The sequence below is a fragment of the Brachybacterium sp. UMB0905 genome (genome assembly GCF_002871795.1).
Taxonomy (GTDB): domain Bacteria; phylum Actinomycetota; class Actinomycetes; order Actinomycetales; family Dermabacteraceae; genus Brachybacterium.
Window position 1 is genome coordinate 238,236 of sequence record NZ_PNHL01000004.1, and the last position, 16,971, is coordinate 255,206.

The 16,971-nt window shown below is 69.7% G+C and carries 16 protein-coding genes; 11 read left to right on the forward strand and 5 right to left on the reverse strand.

Annotated features, from left to right (window positions below; genetic code table 11):
- Positions 1-37: 37 nt before the first annotated feature.
- Positions 38-859: a carbohydrate ABC transporter permease gene (locus CJ197_RS05535; protein ID WP_102235739.1), complete on the forward strand. Its 822-nt coding sequence runs from the start codon at positions 38-40 to the stop codon at positions 857-859.
- Positions 860-905: 46 nt separating this feature from the next.
- Positions 906-2,183: a glycoside hydrolase family 32 protein gene (locus CJ197_RS05540; protein ID WP_102235784.1), complete on the forward strand. Its 1,278-nt coding sequence runs from the start codon at positions 906-908 to the stop codon at positions 2,181-2,183.
- A gap of 129 nt (positions 2,184-2,312) precedes the next feature.
- Here the strand turns inward: CJ197_RS05540 and CJ197_RS05545 are convergent, their stop codons facing one another.
- Positions 2,313-3,428, reverse strand: a complete 1,116-nt coding sequence (locus tag CJ197_RS05545) for a PLP-dependent cysteine synthase family protein (RefSeq protein ID WP_102235740.1) — start codon at positions 3,426-3,428, stop codon at positions 2,313-2,315.
- 41 nt (positions 3,429-3,469) lie between these two features.
- Between CJ197_RS05545 and CJ197_RS05550 the strand changes: the two genes are divergently transcribed.
- From CJ197_RS05550 to CJ197_RS05560, 3 genes are all read left to right on the forward strand, one after another.
- A complete protein-coding gene (locus CJ197_RS05550; RefSeq protein WP_146007710.1) occupies positions 3,470-4,501 on the forward strand; it encodes a hypothetical protein in 1,032 nt (343 codons plus the stop codon).
- A gap of 258 nt (positions 4,502-4,759) precedes the next feature.
- Complete coding sequence (locus tag CJ197_RS05555; protein WP_102235742.1) at positions 4,760-6,937, forward strand: 3-hydroxyacyl-CoA dehydrogenase NAD-binding domain-containing protein; 2,178 nt, start codon at positions 4,760-4,762, stop codon at positions 6,935-6,937.
- Between the two features lie 181 nt (positions 6,938-7,118).
- Positions 7,119-8,180, forward strand: coding sequence for a hypothetical protein (locus tag CJ197_RS05560; RefSeq protein WP_102235743.1), 1,062 nt, complete (start codon positions 7,119-7,121; stop codon positions 8,178-8,180).
- Between the two features lie 63 nt (positions 8,181-8,243).
- On the opposite strand, the gene CJ197_RS05565 is transcribed toward CJ197_RS05560, so the two are convergent.
- Entirely contained in the window at positions 8,244-9,473 is a 1,230-nt protein-coding gene (locus CJ197_RS05565; RefSeq protein ID WP_102235744.1) for an aminotransferase class I/II-fold pyridoxal phosphate-dependent enzyme, read from the reverse strand.
- Positions 9,474-9,520: 47 nt separating this feature from the next.
- Positions 9,521-10,102, reverse strand: coding sequence for a GtrA family protein (locus tag CJ197_RS05570; RefSeq protein WP_233190658.1), 582 nt, complete (start codon positions 10,100-10,102; stop codon positions 9,521-9,523).
- Positions 10,103-10,384: 282 nt separating this feature from the next.
- Between CJ197_RS05570 and CJ197_RS05575 the strand changes: the two genes are divergently transcribed.
- From CJ197_RS05575 to CJ197_RS05600, 6 genes are all read left to right on the forward strand, one after another.
- Positions 10,385-11,188 carry a hydroxymethylpyrimidine/phosphomethylpyrimidine kinase gene (locus CJ197_RS05575; protein ID WP_102235746.1) on the forward strand — a complete coding sequence of 268 codons (804 nt, stop codon included), beginning with the start codon at positions 10,385-10,387 and terminating at the stop codon, positions 11,186-11,188.
- Positions 11,189-11,324: 136 nt separating this feature from the next.
- Entirely contained in the window at positions 11,325-12,098 is a 774-nt protein-coding gene (locus tag CJ197_RS05580) for an amino acid ABC transporter ATP-binding protein (protein WP_102235747.1), read from the forward strand.
- A gap of 88 nt (positions 12,099-12,186) precedes the next feature.
- Entirely contained in the window at positions 12,187-13,164 is a 978-nt protein-coding gene (locus CJ197_RS05585; RefSeq protein ID WP_102235748.1) for a glutamate ABC transporter substrate-binding protein, read from the forward strand.
- Between the two features lie 99 nt (positions 13,165-13,263).
- Positions 13,264-13,965 (forward strand): amino acid ABC transporter permease, encoded by a 702-nt coding sequence (locus CJ197_RS05590; protein ID WP_102235749.1) that lies wholly within the window; start codon positions 13,264-13,266, stop codon positions 13,963-13,965.
- Positions 13,962-14,789 carry an amino acid ABC transporter permease gene (locus CJ197_RS05595; protein WP_102235750.1) on the forward strand — a complete coding sequence of 276 codons (828 nt, stop codon included), beginning with the start codon at positions 13,962-13,964 and terminating at the stop codon, positions 14,787-14,789. The genes CJ197_RS05590 and CJ197_RS05595 overlap by 4 nt, the downstream gene beginning before the upstream one ends.
- Positions 14,790-14,971: 182 nt before the next feature.
- Entirely contained in the window at positions 14,972-15,460 is a 489-nt protein-coding gene (locus tag CJ197_RS05600; RefSeq protein WP_102235751.1) for an SRPBCC domain-containing protein, read from the forward strand.
- 52 nt (positions 15,461-15,512) lie between these two features.
- On the opposite strand, the gene CJ197_RS05605 is transcribed toward CJ197_RS05600, so the two are convergent.
- Positions 15,513-16,232, reverse strand: a complete 720-nt coding sequence (locus CJ197_RS05605) for a type 1 glutamine amidotransferase (protein ID WP_102235752.1) — start codon at positions 16,230-16,232, stop codon at positions 15,513-15,515.
- Between the two features lie 90 nt (positions 16,233-16,322).
- A complete protein-coding gene (locus CJ197_RS05610) occupies positions 16,323-16,751 on the reverse strand; it encodes a hypothetical protein (RefSeq protein WP_102235753.1) in 429 nt (142 codons plus the stop codon).
- Positions 16,752-16,971: the final 220 nt, after the last annotated feature.

The window sequence follows — 16,971 nt, forward strand, 5'->3', positions numbered from 1 at the left end:
CAGCGAGCACCCCCGTGCACCTCCGGAAGGACCTGTGATGCAATCCCGACTCCCGTCTCTCGCCAAGTACGCCGTGCTGCTGGTGGCCGCCGTGCTCACCCTCGGGCCGGTGTGGTGGACCTTCACCACCTCGCTCCGTCCGGCCGCAGAGTCCTTCAATCTGCCGCCGAGCTTCTTCCCGCTGTCCCCGGACTTCTCGAGCTACGCGGCGGTCTTCGAGCAGATCAAGGTCCCTCTGCTCGTGCTCAACAGCGGACTGGTCACGGCGCTCATCGCCGCAGGCCAGATGATCACCGCCGCGATGGCCGGGTATGTCTTCGCCCGCATGGAGTTCCGAGGCAAGAATCTGCTGTTTTCGATCGTGCTGTCCACCATGATGGTCCCGGCACAGGTGACCATCGTGCCGGTGTTCATGCTGATCCGAGGCATCGGGCTGTCGGACACGCTGCTCGCGCTCATCCTGCCCGCGATCCCCACCGCCTTCGGCACATTCCTCATGCGCCAGTACTTTCTGGGGCTGCCGCTCGAGCTCGGTGAGGCGGCTGCGATCGACGGCGCCAGCCCGTGGCGCACCTTCTTCTCGATCTACGCGCCTCTGGCGCTACCCGGGATGGCGATCGTCGGCGTCCTCGCCTTCAACTTCCATTGGAACGAGTTCTTCCGGCCCCTCATCTTCATGATCTCCGAGCAGAACTACACGCTCCCGCTGGGCCTGGTGACCCTCCAGGGCAACCTCGGGACCGGATCGATCTCGATCGTCCTGGCCGGTGTGATCCTCTCGATGATCCCCGCTGTGGTGGTCTTCCTCTTCGGCCAGCAATACCTGCGAGACGGCCTCACCGCCGGATCGTCCAAGTGACCGCCCCCTCCCTTGAACCGTCCCGATGACCCAGGAGAACTGCTCCATGACAACCGACATCGCTTTCCCCGCTCTGCACCGGGTGCACCCGCGCGGCTGGCTCAACGACCCCAACGGCATCCTGCGCAGCGCTGACGGGCGCTGGCACGTGTACTTCCAGTTCAACCCGCACTCGGCCCGCCACGAGAGGATCCACTGGGGGCACATGTCGTCCCCGGACATGGTCACCTGGCGCCAGGAGCCGCTGGGCCCGGTGCCCCGGCCCGGTGAAGCGGACCAGGACGGCTGTTGGAGCGGCGTGGGTCTCATGGACGGTGATACCCCCACCCTCGTCTACTCCGGTGTGGACGGAGCGAACAACCAGTTCTCGCGGGTGATCGTGGCTCGCACGGATCCGTCGGCCGCGGAGCTCATCGATCCTGGCCGCGTGGTCGCAGAGATTCCGGAGGTGGAAGGCCTGATCGGGGTGCGCGATCCCTTCCTCTTCGAGCACGATGGCCGACGCTGGGCGGTGCAGGGTGCGGGAGTGCGCGAAGGCGGCGGCTTCGTCGCCACCCTGCTGCTGTACGACGCGGAGGATCTCGAGGACTGGCGCCTCGTGGGAACCCTGCTGCACGGTGATGACCCGGTCGCGCAGGAGCACGCCCCGGCCGACCTGTGGGAATGCCCCCAGCTGGTCAAGGTGGGGGAGCGGTGGGTGCTGCTGCTGAGCCTGTGGCGCCACCGGGAGAACGGCGACGAAGGCCCGGTCCAGGTGAATCATCTGGTGGGCGACTTGGTCACGACCGACGACGGAACCCCGCGGTTCATCCCCTCCGGGGGCGGACGCGCCGAGCTGGGGCCAGACTTCTATGCTCCGCAGGCCGTGGCGGACAACGGCCGGGCCCTGCTGTGGGGCTGGGCGTGGGAAGAGGCTGAACGGACTCAGGAGCAGACAGACGCCCAGGGCTGGGCCGGCACCCTCACCTCTCCGCGCGTGCTCCGGCTGCGTGGTGACACCCTGCTCATGGATCCCGCCCCGGAACTCGCGGTGCTGCGCGGTGATTCGCTGGAACCAAGCGAGACTGGACTCCAGATTCCTGCCCCGTTCCGGGCCGAGGTCCGTGTCACCGGACCCGCTCACGTGGTGCTGCGCCGAGCCGATGGGGAGGAGCAGGAGCTGCTCGCCGCCCAGGGGCCGGCCACGATCCTTCTGGACGGTGGCCTGCTCGAGGTGCTTGAGCAGGAGAGCACCGCTGCGACCCGTCGCTTCCACCCGAGAAGCGGAGACATCGTGCTCGTGCGTGGGCAGGTCGACGCCGCCTGGGAGCTGCGCCGGCCGTAGTCGATTCCATGAAAGACACGCAGACGGCCGGCCAGCTGCACTATGCGCGCGGTCGGTCGTTTGCGTGCCGTCTGTGGAATCCCACGCCGTACTGCGCCACGGATCGACATCACGCCGCCGGTCCTGCCCTCACCCGCCCTGCAGCGGCAGCATCCCCTCAAGCGCCTCGAGCCATGGCCCCAGCTCCCAGCCCTGCGCAGCGACCCAGGCGTCGTCGAAGTAGGTGTCGGTGTAGCGGTCTCCGGGGTCGCACAGCAGTGTGAGCAGCGAGCCTTCCTCCCCCCGTTCGCGCATCTGCGTGATCAGCTGCGCGCACGCGATGAGATTCGTGCCGGTCGAGGCGCCCACGCGGCGGCCCAGCACCTGCGAGAGGTAGCGCGCACCGGCCACCGAGGCGGCATCGGGCACGCGGATCATGCGGTCCACCACACCGGGCACGAAGCTCGGCTCCACCTGCGGTCGCCCGATCCCTTCGATCCGCGAGCCGCAGCTCGTGGTCACGCCCGGATCGTCCTGCACCCAGCCGTCGAAGAACGCCGAGTTCTCCACGTCCGCAACGCACAGGCCTGTGGGCAGCCGCAGATACCGCAGGTAGCGCCCGAAGGTGGCACTGGTCCCGCCGGTCCCGGCGCCCACCACCACCCAGCGCGGCACCGGATGCGGCTCGAGGGCCAGCTGCGCGAATGCACTGACGGCGATCGAGTTGTTGCCCCGCCAGTCGGTGGCGCGCTCGGCGTAGGTGAACTGGTCCACGAACAGGCCGCCGCATTCATCGGCCAGGCGCTGCGCCTCGCGACCCAGTCCTGCTGCGCCGTCCACCTGGTGACAGGTCCCGCCCGCCGCTTCGATGAGCGCGATCTTGCGGGCACTCGTGCCGTGCGGCACCACGGCCACGAAGGGGATATCCAGCTGGCGTGCCACATGCGCTTCGCTGACAGCCGTGGAGCCGCTGGAGGCCTCGATCACGGGCATCCCTGGCCGCAGATGCCCGTTGACCAGGTGATACAGGAACAGCGAGCGGGCCAGGCGATGCTTCAGGCTGCCGGAGAAGTGCGTGGATTCATCCTTGAGGTACAGCTGGATGCCCCACTCGGCGGGCAGCTGCAGCGGCAGCAGATGCGTATCCGCGCTGCGCCGCCCATCGGCCTCCAGGCGCCGCACCCGCTCGGCCACCCAGCACCGCAGCTCCTCATCGCTGCGATCCACGTCCTGCAGTTCCTGTGGCCACCGTGCGCACTCATCCATGGCATGACCGTAGCGGCTCGCCCGGCCCTATGCTCGACGTCGTGACGAACCAGCGGGCGCAGGCCGACGGGGACTCGGGCGCGCAGGAGGGCGCGCCCGAGGACCCCGAGGTGATCGACGCCGTCCCCCTGGACCCTGAGGCGCTACGCAGTCCCACCCTCCCGAACTTCGGCGAGCACGACATTCCTGGTGTGACCAGCGCCGATACTGCAGTCCGCGGCAGCGCAGCGCCCGGCAGCACCGTCCCCGTTAGCGCAACCTCCGGCAGTGCAGCCACCGACGCCCGTGCCGCCGCGTCGCTCCCGCTCCCGGGCGCGCCAAGCCCCGGCCCCGAGGGTCACCGCATCCCGCGCGGCCTCGATGACCCGGACCTGCAGGACGGCCCGCGCCGTCGCGGCCGGTGGCGTGGCAATCTCCCAGCCTGGGCGATCCTGGGCATCGTCGCCGTACAGGCCGTGGTCGTCGTGCTCGTAGTCGCGATGGTCACCGGCACTGTCCGCACCGCCCTGGCACCACCAGCCCCTGCCACCTCCTCCGCCTCCCCGAGCATCCCGCCGGCGAGCCCGCGCGCCACCCCGTCGGCCACCCCCACCGAGCAGGAGAAGGAACCCGGCACCGTCACTGACGCTGAGGGGGAGAAGATCGCGATCGGCACCGATCCCGATGACCCGGCCGTGGTGGGGGAGCACACCTTCGCCTGGGAGGTGTGGACCAGCGGCACCCTGTCGGTCACCGCCCGTGAGGTGGACACCGATGCGCAGCTGCCCGGCGCGGAGGACCTCGTGGCCGACGGGTATCAGCTGGTCATCGCCACCTATGAGGTGCGGTACGACGGGCCGACCCGCCTCGCGCCCGTCGAGGAGTTGTGGCCGACCGCCGAATCGGCCCGCCGCTACTACCCGGATATCGCCGAAGGGCTCGTCGATGATCCGATGCGGCAGGTGGACGCCCTCTCCAGCGGCGAGAGCGCTACGTTCCGCAGCGTCTTCATGGTGCCGACGGAGGAGCTCGACTCCTTCCTGCTGGCAGTGGAGACCTATAACGGCGAGCGCCTCTACTACGCGGCCGACTGAGCAGCCCGCGAGGGCTCCCGCACCGCCCGCAGACGGCCCGTCCACGCCGGGCCTGCCCCGTGAGTGTGAGCATCCCGCCAGGTGCACGGCCGTTTCCGCGCCGCGGGCCCTCCGCCCGTACCCGGTCCCAGCCGTCGCCCAGCCCTCCGGCCGCGGTGGACAGCCCCCGGGCCCCTGCGGCATGATCTATATGAAACCCGGGGTATCAGGCATTCTTTCTGCACCCCGCCCTCGACGGAGAGACCACGGAAGGCCGCCATGACCAGCTACATCGAGCACGTCACCCGAGTTCTCACCGAGGATCGCGAGCATCCGGGCCTCGGCGCCGTGGCCGTGCTGACCTTCGCCCCGCCGGAAGGGCAGGAGCGCCGCCCCGCGACCCTGGGCCCGCGCTCCATCCAGGCCGTGACCGGCGCGATTTCCACCGCGCTGGACCGCGCCGAAGCCGGGGACATCGCCGCGATCGCCCTGACCGGCACCGGGAAGGTGTTCCTCGCCGGCGCAGACCTGTCGATGTTCGCCGACCCCACCGCCGTGAACCACGTCGAGGAGATGACCCGCGTCGCCCATGACCTGCAGATCCGCGTACGCACGAGCCCCGTGCCCGTGCTCGCACACCTCAACGGCGCAGCGCTCGGCGGCGGCCTCGAAGTGGCGCTCATGGCCGACGTCCGCACCGCCGCTCCCGGCGTGCGCGGCATCGGGCTGCCGGAGACGGGCCTGGGGATCCTGCCCGGCTGGGGCGGCACCACGCTGCTGCAGTCCGTGGTCGACCCCGAGACTGCGGTGCGCATGATCCTCGAGGACCCTGCCCGCGACCGACAGCTGAGCGCCGAGCAGGCCCTCGAGATCGGCCTCGTGGACGCTCCTGCGGCGGACCTTGCGGAGGCGCTAAACCAGTTCGCGGCCCTCATCGCCGCGCATGCGGATGTCGAGGACACCGACGGGGACGTGGTGGATCCCGCCGTGGCGGGCGCCTGGGCGGGCCGCACCCACCCGCTGCCCGATGCCGCCGGCCCCGAGGCCGATGCGCTGCGCGATGCCCTGGATGCCGCCCACGGTCCTGCTGAGTCCCGCCGCGAGTGGGCCCAGCGCCTCGCCGCTGCCGGCGCCCCGGCCGTGGCCCGTGCCGTCGAGCTGCTGGGGCAGCTGCCCGGCTCCACCCTCGAGGACGCCCTGGCCCGCGAAGGTGCGGCGCTCGGGGAGCTCGTGCGCACCGATGCCGCCGCAGCCTCCCTGTACGCCGCGGAGATGCTGCGCCGCGGCAAGCCCGGCCGCACCCCCGTCGATGGTGCGCGCGAGATCCGGAAGGTGGGCGTGGCCGGTGCTGGCCTCATGGCCTCCCAGATCGCTGCTCAGCTGGCGCTGGGCCTGCAGGTGCCGGTGGTCATGCGCGACCTCGACGAGGAGATCGCCGCGAAGGGCCTCACCGCTGCCCGCGATGTCATCGAGCGCGCCGCCCAGCGCGGCCGGATCGACGAGGACACCGCCCGCCGCGTGGCCGAGAACCTCTCGGCCACCACCGATCTGCAGGACCTCACCGGCTGCGACCTCGTCATCGAAGCGGTCCCCGAGGTGCTCGCGATCAAGAAGTCCGTGTTCGCCGAGCTCGAGAGCGTCCTGGACGAGCAGGCGCTGCTGGTCACCAACACCTCGTCGCTGTCGGTCGCGGCGATGGCCGAGGACCTTGAGCATCCCGAGCGGGTGGTGGGTCTGCACTTCTTCAACCCCGTGGAGAAGATGCCGCTGGTGGAGGTGATCCACACCGAGGCGACGAATGAGTCGACCCTCGCCACGGGCCTCGAGGTGGTGCGGCGCCTGCGCAAGTTCGCCGTCCAGTGCGCCGATGCTCCCGGTTTCGTGGTGAACCGCCTGCTGTTCCGTGTGCTCGGCGAGGTGCTCGCGGCTGTGGACGCCGGCGCCGACCCGTCGGAGGTGGATGCTTCCCTGGACTCGATTGGCCTGCCGATGCGGCCTTTCGCACTGCTGGACCTGGTGGGTCTCGCCGTCGCCGACCATGTGGGCCAGGTCCTCGTCGCGGAGCTCGGCGACCGTTTCCACGCCTCCCCGGGCCTCGCCGCGATGGTCGAGCGGAAGGCCCGCTTCACCGAGAAGGCGAAGACCACCGTGCACCCGCCCGTCTCGCCCACCGTCGCCGAGGTGTTCACCGCCGCGAACCCTGAGCGGCCCGCCACGGCGCCCAGCATCTGGGAGGCGCTCGCCGATCGCGTCCGCGAAGGCCTCGCCGAGGAGATCGCGCTGATGCTCGATGCCGGTGTGGTGGAGCAGCCGGAGCAGGTGGACCTCGCCCTGATTCTGGGCGCCGGATTCCCGCGCCACCGCGGCGGCATCACCCCGCACCTGGACGCCTCCGGCGCCGCCGAGCGCGGAGCCGGCCGGACCTTCCACGAGGAGCGGTTCACCCGGCGCTCGTGAGCCGTGGGGAAATTCGCGCTGCGCCGTCCCCGGATCGGGGCCGTGCACGGGGCTGTGCGGCACTGAACATGTGTCGCACAAGAGGTATGATCATGTGAGGTGACCTGCACCGTCGGCGGTCATCTCCGTCAGGGTTCTGCCAGAGAAAGGGGTCGGCACCACCCGGGTGTCGGATGAGAACATGTCGCAGCCGCCGCAGAATGGATGGGGTCAGCCACCCTCGGGTGACGCCTATGGTGCCCAGGGGGCCGACGGGTACGGCCAGCAGGATTACGGCCAGCAGGATTACGGCCAGCAGGGTTACGGCGCGGGCTCGCCCAATGCCGGATATGGCCAGGGTTCAGCGAACGCCGGGTACGGCCAGCAGGATTACGGCCAGCAGGGCTATGGCCAGCAGGGCTACGGCGCGCCCTCCCCGTCCTCGGGCTTCGGACCGGGATCGGCGAACTCCGGGTACGGTCAGGATGCCGCCTTCGCAGCGGGCTACGGCGCCGACTCCACCTTCAGTCAGCCACCGAAGAAGAGCAGCAAGCTGCCGATCTTCGTGTGCATCGGCTGCGCGGTGCTCGCGCTACTGCTGGTCCTGGTGGGCGGCGGGATCTTCCTGTTCACCCGCGGCGGTGATGACACCTCCGGTCGCGCCACCCAGAGCGAGGCGAGCAGCGAGCCTGCCCAGGAGGAGTCCTCGGAGCCGGCCGAGGAGGAGTCCTCGGAGCCGGCCGAGGACGAGAGCAGCGAACCAGCGGAGGAGGACTCCTCCGAACCGGCCGACGAGAAGCCGACCGGCGGCGGTTCCGGCGGCGAGGGCACCCGCGACAACCCCTACGGCGTCGGGGACACCTTCACACTCGATGACGGTGCCGACGGCAAAGTCGAGGTCACGATCGGCGAGGTGAACTGGGACGCCACCGACGCCGTGATGAAGGCCAGTGAGTTCAACGAGAAGCCGGGAGATGGGGAGACCTACATCCTCGTCCCTATCACCGTGACGTATTCGGGTCCGGAGTCCTTCTCGCCGGCGCTGGGGCTCTCCATCGAGTACGTCTCCGGCAAGGGCAACTCCTTCACCTTCGGCGGTGCGCTCACCGAGAACAGCTCCATCGATGTCGGGACGCTGTATGACGGCGGCAATGGCTCCTGGGAGGAGGCGGCCATCGTGCCCGTCGATCACACGAAGGACGGCATGATCTCGGTGCGGGTGCTGTTCAACTTCGGCGGCGAGGACGTGTGGGTGCAGGTCTGATCAGCACTGGCTGATCGGCGTGATGGGGCGGTGGTCCGAGGTGGCCGCCGCCCCGCCCCGTGCTCACCGCCGCACTGCCGCCCAGGCGTCCAGCCGCTCAAGTGCCTGCTCGATCGTGGAGCGGGACTTGCAGAAGGCGAAGCGCAGGCGCGAGGCGGAGCCGTCGGCAGCTGATGGGCTGCGGTGGAAGGCGGTCAAGGGGATCGCTGCGACCCCGGCCTCATGGGGCAGACGCTCCGCCAGATCGTCGGCCGCGGGTTCCCCCAGGGGTGCGGCGTCGGCCACGGTGAAGTAGCCGGCCGCCGGGACAGCCACCTGGAAGCCGATCTCCCGCAGCCCCGTGGTGAGGAGGTCGCGGCGTGCGCGCAACCCTTCTGCGAGTTCGGCGAAAGCCGCCTGATCCATGCCCAGCCCCGCGGCGACGGCGGGCTGGAAGGGGGCGCCGGAGCTGTAGGTCAGCCATTGCTTCACACTCGTCATCGCGCGCACCAGCTGGGCAGGGGCGGTGGCCCAGCCGATCTTCCAGCCGGTCACCGAGAAGGTCTTGCCGGCCGAGGAGATCGAGACCGTGCGTTCCCGCGCCCCCGGCAGCGCCGCGATCGGGCGGTGCGGGGCCTCGAAGGTGAGATGCTCATACACCTCGTCGGTGACGATCAGCGCATCGTGCCGAACCGCCTCCTCGACGATCGCTCGCTGGGTGTCCTCCTCGAGCAGGATGCCGGTGGGGTTGTGCGGTGTATTGACCAGCACCACCCGGGTGCGGTCTGAGAATGCGGCCCGCAGCTGCTGTTCATCGACGCGCAGCAGCAGATCACCGCTGGCCGGATCGGTCGTCGCCGCGAGCGGCACGGTGCGATGCGTGGCGCCGGTGAGGCCGATGAGCGCGGCGTACTGGTCGTAGAACGGCTCCAGGGTGATCACCTCATCACCGGGCTCCACGAAGGCCAGGAGCGCCGCGGCGAGCGCTTCGGTGGCCCCCGTGGAGACCATCACCTCGTTCTGCGGATCCCAGTCCAGGCTGTACCACGCCGCCTGGTGAGCCGCGATCGCCTCGCGCAGAGTCGGCTCCCCAGCCCCTGGCGGGTACTGATTGCGACCCTCGCGGATCGCAGCCACCGCGGCGTCGGCGACGATCCCGGGTGGGGCATCGTCGGGGAATCCCTGCCCCAGGTTCAGTGCTCCCGTTCGGGCGGCCAGAGCCGAGATGCGGGCGAACACGGTGGGCAGGGGCACGCCGTCGCGCAGCAGCCCGGCCGCGGCAGCGGTGCGGATCCAAGGTCCGGTGACGTCCATGACCCCAGCCTCTCACTCCGCGATCGCGGGGCCGACGGGTCGCAGGGCTACCGGGGAGATACGTCGGCCCGGGGGCTGGACTGTCCGCAGGCCGACGCCGGGGCCTGCGCACGCGGGAACACCCAGCGCCCGTAGGTGACGTAGCGGAACGAGGTGGAGACGATCTGCCCGATCAGCGTGCCGGAGATGTTGTCCGCGAGCGGGGAGTCCAGCCCCAGCACGTAGCGGGAGAAACCCAGACACGCCAGCTGCAGCCCCGCCGCGATGATGTTCACCAGCACGAACAGGACCACCGAGCGCCGCGTGTCTGGCCGCGGCCGATCCCCGAAGGTCCACAGCCGATTCCCCAGGTACGTCAGGCACGAGGCGAGAGCGATGGTGAGGACCTTCGCCGTGAGCGGATGGCCGTGCAGCAGCCCCTGCCCCCAGCCGGTCGCCGGGTTCCAGAACACCAGCAGGTTGTACAGCGCCGCATCCAGCAAGAACACCGTCCCGCCCACGATGAGGAACTTCATGGTGGGCCCGGCATGCTCGGCCAGCAGCGCCCCGGTGCGCTCCCGCAGCCCGGTGCGCCGCGGCGCGATGGGGGAGGGGGCGGCGGGCCCCGACGACTCGTCCGGCGTCAGCACGCCCGGCACTGTACCGGAGGCGATACGATCAAGGTTCGGCCGCTGCGACGGGCGGACCCCCGTGGTCATCGTCCTGGGAGCGCGCGGCCCCATCGGCCAGCGCGACGGACACCGGGAGATGCCTCCCGCCCTGGGAGCGCGCGGCCGGCCGCTGCGACGGCCCCGCGGAATGCCCGCGGGACCTGGGAGCGCGCGGCAGCCAACCATCACACCCGCCCGACGGGACGATTCGCGCGCCGCTGCGCGTGCGTCGGCCCCGTCGGCATCACATGAAAGGCACCCATGATCCCCGTCGCCCTGTCCATCGCTGGTTCCGAGGCCTCCGGAGGAGCCGGTGCACAGACCGACCTGAAGACCTTCCAGCAGCTGGGCACCTTCGGCACTGTGGCGCTGACCTGCATCGTCTCCTTCGACCCCAAGAACAACTGGGGCCACCGCTTCGTCCCGGTGGAGCCGCAGGTCATCGCCGACCAGATCGAAGCCACCACCGCCGTGCATGACATCGACACCGTGAAGATCGGCATGCTGGGCACCCCCGCCACCATCGACGCGGTCGCGACGGCGCTCGCCGAGCGCTCCTTCCGCCACGTGGTGCTGGACCCGGTGCTGATCTGCAAGGGCCAGGAGCCCGGCGCCGCGCTGGACACCGACAACGCGCTCAAGCAGCAGATCCTGCCGCTGGCGACGTTCGTGACCCCCAACCACTTCGAGTCCCTGGCCCTGTCCGGGATGGAGAAGATCGATTCCGTCGAGGACCTCACCGAGGCGGCGAAGCGCATCCACGACACCTACGGCGTGAGTGTGCTCGCCAAGGGCGGGGTGGTGCTCGAGGGCGAGGATGCGGTGGACGTGTTCTACGACGGTGAGCAGACCGTCGAGCTGCGCAGCCCCAAGGTGGGTCAGGAGCGCGTGTCCGGCGCCGGCTGCACGCTCGCCGCCGCAGTCACCGCCGAGCTCGCCAAGGGCGCCACCCCGCTCGAGGCCGCCCGCACCGCTAAGGCCGTCGTGGACAGCTCTATCGCCCACCGTCAGGGCGGGAACGCCCCCTTCGACGCCGTCTACCAGGGGTTCTACGGCAAGAACTGAGCACTCCCGCCCGGTCCGCCCCCGCGGGCCGGGCGGCGAGGTCCCCGCTCACACGGGCGGTCACGGGTGCGTATCGACATGTGAACCTGTGTGTCGTCCTCTGGACAATCGCCCGTGGCCGCAGCATTCTCAAGGAATGAACCAGACCAGCACGCCGCCGAGCAGCGCCCCCGGAGAACCGCTGATCTCCGTGCGCGGGGTCAACAAGTACTTTGGCGACTTCCATGCGCTGAAGGACATCGACCTGGACATCCACCGCGGTGAGGTGGTGGCCCTCATCGGCGCCTCCGGGTCCGGCAAATCCACCCTGTGCCGCTGCCTGAACCGCCTGGAGACCATCACCTCCGGCCAGATCACCATCGACGGTGAGCCCCTGCCCGAGGAAGGCAAGGAGCTGACCCGTTTGCGGGCCGATGTGGGCATGGTCTTCCAGAGCTTCAACCTCTTCCCCCACCTGAAGGCCCTGGACAACGTCACCCTGGGGCCCCGCAAGGTGCGCGGCGTCCCCAAAGCGGAGGCCGATGCGCAGGCCCTCGAGCTGCTGGACCGCGTGGGGTTGAAGGACAAGGCGAACTCCCTGCCCACGGCACTGTCCGGCGGACAGCAGCAGCGCGTGGCGATCGCCCGGGCGCTTGCGATGAAGCCCAAGGCGATGCTGTTCGACGAGCCCACCAGCGCCCTGGACCCCGAGGTCATCAACGAAGTCCTCGACGTCATGACCGAGCTGGCGAAGCAGGGCATGACCATGCTCGTGGTCACCCACGAAATGGGCTTCGCCCGCCACGTCTGCGACCGCGTGGTCTACATGGACCACGGCGAGATCGTCGAGCAGGGCGAGCCGGAAGCCTTCTTCACCGACCCGCAGAGCGACCGCGCCAAGGCCTTCCTCAGCAAGATCCTCCCGCACTGACCCCCGCGGCAGACGCCGCGGACCCGACCCGCCGACCCCGTCGGCACCCCCGCCCCACCCCGGGGCGCGAGAGAAACCGGAGAGAACGATGACCCGAACCAGCTTCCGTCCCGGCCGCCGCGCCGTCGTGGCCGCCGCAGCCACCCTGCCCCTGGTCGGCCTGGCCGCCTGCTCCTCCGACACCGGCGACGGCCCCGACCTCGGTGGCGGCGGTGAGGATGGTGAGGGCGGCACCGAGGATGCGATGAGCGAGGTGCTCGCCTCCGGCCCCGTCGCGGACGACGACGCGATCTCCGCGAGCGCCTGGGCGCAGACCATCAAGGACAACGGCCAGCTCAAGCGCGGCGGCACCGTCGCCAACCAGGTGTTCTCCCTGGCCTCCACCTCCGGTGGGCGTCCCACCGGGTTCGACGCCGGACTCACCCAGCTGCTGGCCAAGTACATCCTGGGCGAGGGCGGAGAGGACAAGATCGAGTACATCGACACCACCGTCGAGACCCGCGAGACCCTCGTGCAGAACGGCACCGTGGACTGCGTGATCGCCACCTACTCGATCACCCCGGAGCGGCTCAAGGTCATCGACTTCGCCGGCCCGTACTACATGTCCGGCACCGCCATCCAGGTGCGCGCCGAGGACGCCGAGTCCATCTCCAGCCCCGAGGACCTCTCCGGGAAGAACCTCGTCACCCAGGCGAACTCCACCGGCATCCAGGCCATCGAGGACAATGTCGAAAGCCCCGGCGATGTCTCCACCCTGCCGGACAACGAGTCCTGCGTGGCCGCCCTCAAGCAGGGCCGGGCCGACGCCTACGTGCTGGACCAGGGCGTGCTGCTGGGCAACTCGAAGGCCGACCCGGATGTGGTCGTCGTCGGCGAGCCCTTCGTGGATGACCCCTACGGCATCGGCCTGTCGCAGGAGAACCCCGACGCCGTCGAGTTCGTCAACACCTTCCTGCAGGAGATCATCGACTCCGGCACCTGGGAGGCCCTGTGGTCCGCGACCGTCGGCGAGGTCATCGAAGGCGACGCCCCCGAGCCGCCCGCCATCGGCGAGATGCCCGCCTGATCCCCACCCGGCCCGCAGGAGCATCGACCCTGCGGGCCGGACCGCTCCGGCATCCCGCCCCCGCGGGGCAGCCGGATCCCTTCTCCCCGAAGGAGACCCATGGACGTCATCGTCGAGAACCTCCCGCTGCTCGTCAGAGGCACCGGCCTCACGATCGCGCTGATCGTGCTGGGATACGCGTTCGCCCTTGCGCTGGGCACGGTCCTGGCGGTCTGCCGCGTGAGCCCGATCCCGCCGCTGCGCTGGGCGGCGACGGTGTACGTCGAGATCTTCCGCAACATCCCGCTGCTGAGCCTGCTGATCCTGCTCGCCTTCGGGCTGCCGGACGTGGGCCTGCGCCTGTCCTACTTCTGGTGCGCCGTGCTGGGGCTGACGCTTTCCTCCGCCGCCTTCGTCTGCGAGAACGTGCGCTCGGGCATCAACACCGTGCCGATCGGCCACGCGGAGGCCGCCCGCTCCATCGGACTCGGATTCTTCGGCACCCTGCGCCACGTGGTGCTGCCGCAGGCCTTCCGCACCATGATCCAGCCGCTGGTGAACGTGTTCATCGGCACCGTGATCGGCTCGGCGCTGGCCTCGGCGATCTCCGTCCAGGAGATCACCTGGGTCACGCAGACCCTCACCACCCGCACTGCGCAGGGCGTGACGTTCTTCCTGATCTCCGGCGGGGTGTACCTCATCCTCTCGCTGGGCGGCGCGGTGATCGGCGGGCGGCTGGAGCGTGCGGTCTCCCCGGAGCGCGCCACCGCCCGCTCCCGCACCTCTGAGCAGCTGGACGTCACGGCAGGAGCACAGGCATGAGCAGCACCTCGCACACCGCCACCCAGGTTCTCTTCGATGCCCCCGGCCCCAAGGGGCGGCGCCGCATCCTGCTGCTGAGCATCCTCTCCGCCGCGGTGCTGCTGGGTCTGCTGGGCGCGGGGCTGTGGCAGTTCCACGCCAACGGGCAGCTGGATCCGAACAAATGGGTGGTCTACCTGCGGGCGGACTACCTCGCGTTCCTGGGACGCGGCCTGCTGGGCACCTTGAAGGCGACCGCGATGGCGGCACTGTTCGCCTTCCCGCTGGGACTGCTGCTGGCGCTGGCCCGACTGTCCCACCTGCGCCCGGTGAGCTGGCTCGCGACCGCATGGATCGAGTTCTACCGCGGCATCCCGATGCTGCTGGTGGTGTACGCCTTCCTGCTGGCCCTGCCCGCCTACGGCGTGACCGTGGACCGCTTCTGGATGCTCGTGATCCCGATGATCCTGGTCTCCTCCGCCACCACTGCGGAAGTGTTCCGCGCTGGCATCAAAGCGGTGGATAGAGGTCAGCATGAGGCCGCTGCGGCGATCGGGCTCAGCCGACGCGATGCGATGTTCTCCGTGGTGCTGCCGCAGGCGATCCGCCTGGTGCTGCCCTCGCTGATCCTGGCGCTGGTGACGTTGCTGAAGGACTCCACCCTGGGGTACGTGGTCAGCTACAACGAGCTGCAGTTCCAGGGCAAGACGATGGTCTCCATCACCCGCTACCTGGTGCAGACGTACCTCGTGGTCTCCGTCATCTACATCGCGATCAACTTCCTGCTGACGCGCCTCGCGCTCACGCTGGATGCGCGGATGAAGGCGCGGGCGGCGGCAGGCTGAGCCGACGGGCCGGGGCTGGGCCGACGGGCCGGGGCTGGGCCGATGGGCCGGGGCTGGGCCGGTGGCGCTGGACTGGTCCGGTGGCGCTGGACTGGGCCGATCGCGCGGCGGGACCTACCGGCGGGACGGTGGGCTGACCTGCGGGACGTGACATCGCGGGCCGTGCGCGGCAGGGTGGAGGAATGATGAACACCGAGACCAGCATCTCTGTCACCCGCACGATCGACGCCCCCGCGAAGGACATCTTCGAGGTCCTTACCCTGCCGGCGCGCCACCACGAGTTCGACGGCTCCGGCACTGTCCGCGCGGCCGATGACACCGAGCGGATCACCAAGAGCGGCGAGAAGTTCGTGATGAACATGAACGGCGAGCACATGGGCGGCGACTACCGCACCCACAACTTCGTCACCGCTTACGACGAGAACAAGATGATCGGCTGGCAGCCGGCGCCCGAGGGGGAGGACGGCTCTGCCCCGGAGGGGCCGCTCGGCTGGGAGTGGCTGTACACCCTCGAGGCCGTAGACGCGAACACCACCGACGTCACCCTCACCTACTCCTGGGACAAGGTCACGGACCAGGAGCTGCTCAAGAAGGTCTCCTTCCCGCTGTTCAGCAGCGAGCAGCTTGAGGAGTCGCTGAACCTGCTCGCGGCCGCCGTGACGAACGCCTGAGTTGTTGTGTCAGGGGCCGACGGGGCACTGCCCCCGTCGGCCCCTGTGACGGTCAGCGGTCCGTGCGTTCGCGCACGACCTGCCCAAACGCCTCGGCGATGTGGCGCCCGGCGGCGGCGATCTGCTCATCGCGCGACCGCATCTGCGCCAGCAGCGCCGAGGCGTTCTCGCCGTAGTTTTCGCGCCAGCGCGCCATGAGCTCGGGGGAGGCCTCCGGGTGGAACTGCACGCCGACGGCGGAGCCGAGGCGGAACGCCTGGATGGGGCATTGTGCGGAGGTGGCGAGCAGCTGTGCCTGCTCGGGCAGGCGCGTGACCGCGTCATGGTGGGACTGCGCGGTCCAGAATTCGTCATCGAGCCCGCCGAGCACCGGGTCCTCGCGCCCGGCCGCGGTCAGCTGCACCGCAAAGGCTCCCTCCTGGTCCTGTTCGGCGCTGGCGAGGGTCAGCTCTCCGCCGAAGGTGTGCGCGAGGATCTGGTGGCCCAGGCAGATTCCCAGCACGGGCACTTGCGCGTCGACGGCGGCGCGCAGCAGCTCCCGCAGGGCCGGCAGGAAGGGGGAGGTGGCATCGTCGATCGCATTCCCGCGCCCGCCGAGCACCACGATTCCTTCCCCGCAGTCCGCCAGTGGCGGCACCGGCTCCTCAGTGAGCAGCACCGTGCGGTGTGTACTGGGCAGCCACTGCGTGAAACGGTCCAGCGGAACCGTGGGGTCCGGTTGCAGCACGGTGATCACGGCGGGGGAGGAAGATGCATCGGGCACAGCGGTCATGGGCACAGTGTGCCGCAGCGGAGGGCTGATGGCGCTATGCCGGCTGCGCTTCTCGAAGCGGGTGCCGATGCGACCAGGAACCGCCGCCGGTCACGACCTCTTTGTCCAGAAGTTCATGTAACGGTTCGTCTGCACGTTCCCACCGTTGGCGAGCGTCACGCTGTCCACGAGGTAGGACACCCGCAGATACTGCACGTACGCGGGGTCCGCGTAGCTCATGCGCACCTGGGTATCGAAGTAGGTGGCAGTCCACGGCGCGGGAGGCTTCCCATCGGGAACAGTGGTCCCCGTCGTCGGCCCGGTATAGATGAACTCATAGTGGATGTAGGCCTGCGTGTATCCGCCCGGTGACGTGAGGTTTTGCGACCTGCCGCTGCGGGCCGGATCGAGCTTCCAGTTTCCCTGCACGGAGTAGAAGGGGTCCCTGAGGTATCTCCGGTCGAGGGCGGCGGCGGGGATGTCCACGGTGATACGCAGGCCTGAGACCGTGAAGTTCGTCGTCGGAGAGTCCTCGCTCACGGACCCGTCAATGAAAGGGGACGCGACGATCTGGTACCCGTAGGGAGAGGTGCCGAACCGCGTGACATGGTTGCTCAGGTAGAAATACCCGGCACCGACGTCGTACCGCCAGCTCAGGCTGGCGCGGTCGCGATACTCCAGGAGGGAGGCCGCGATGGCGGGCGCGGCGGTCGCGATGATGAGGCTGGGGGCGGCCCAGGCGGTGCCCTTGAGGACGGCG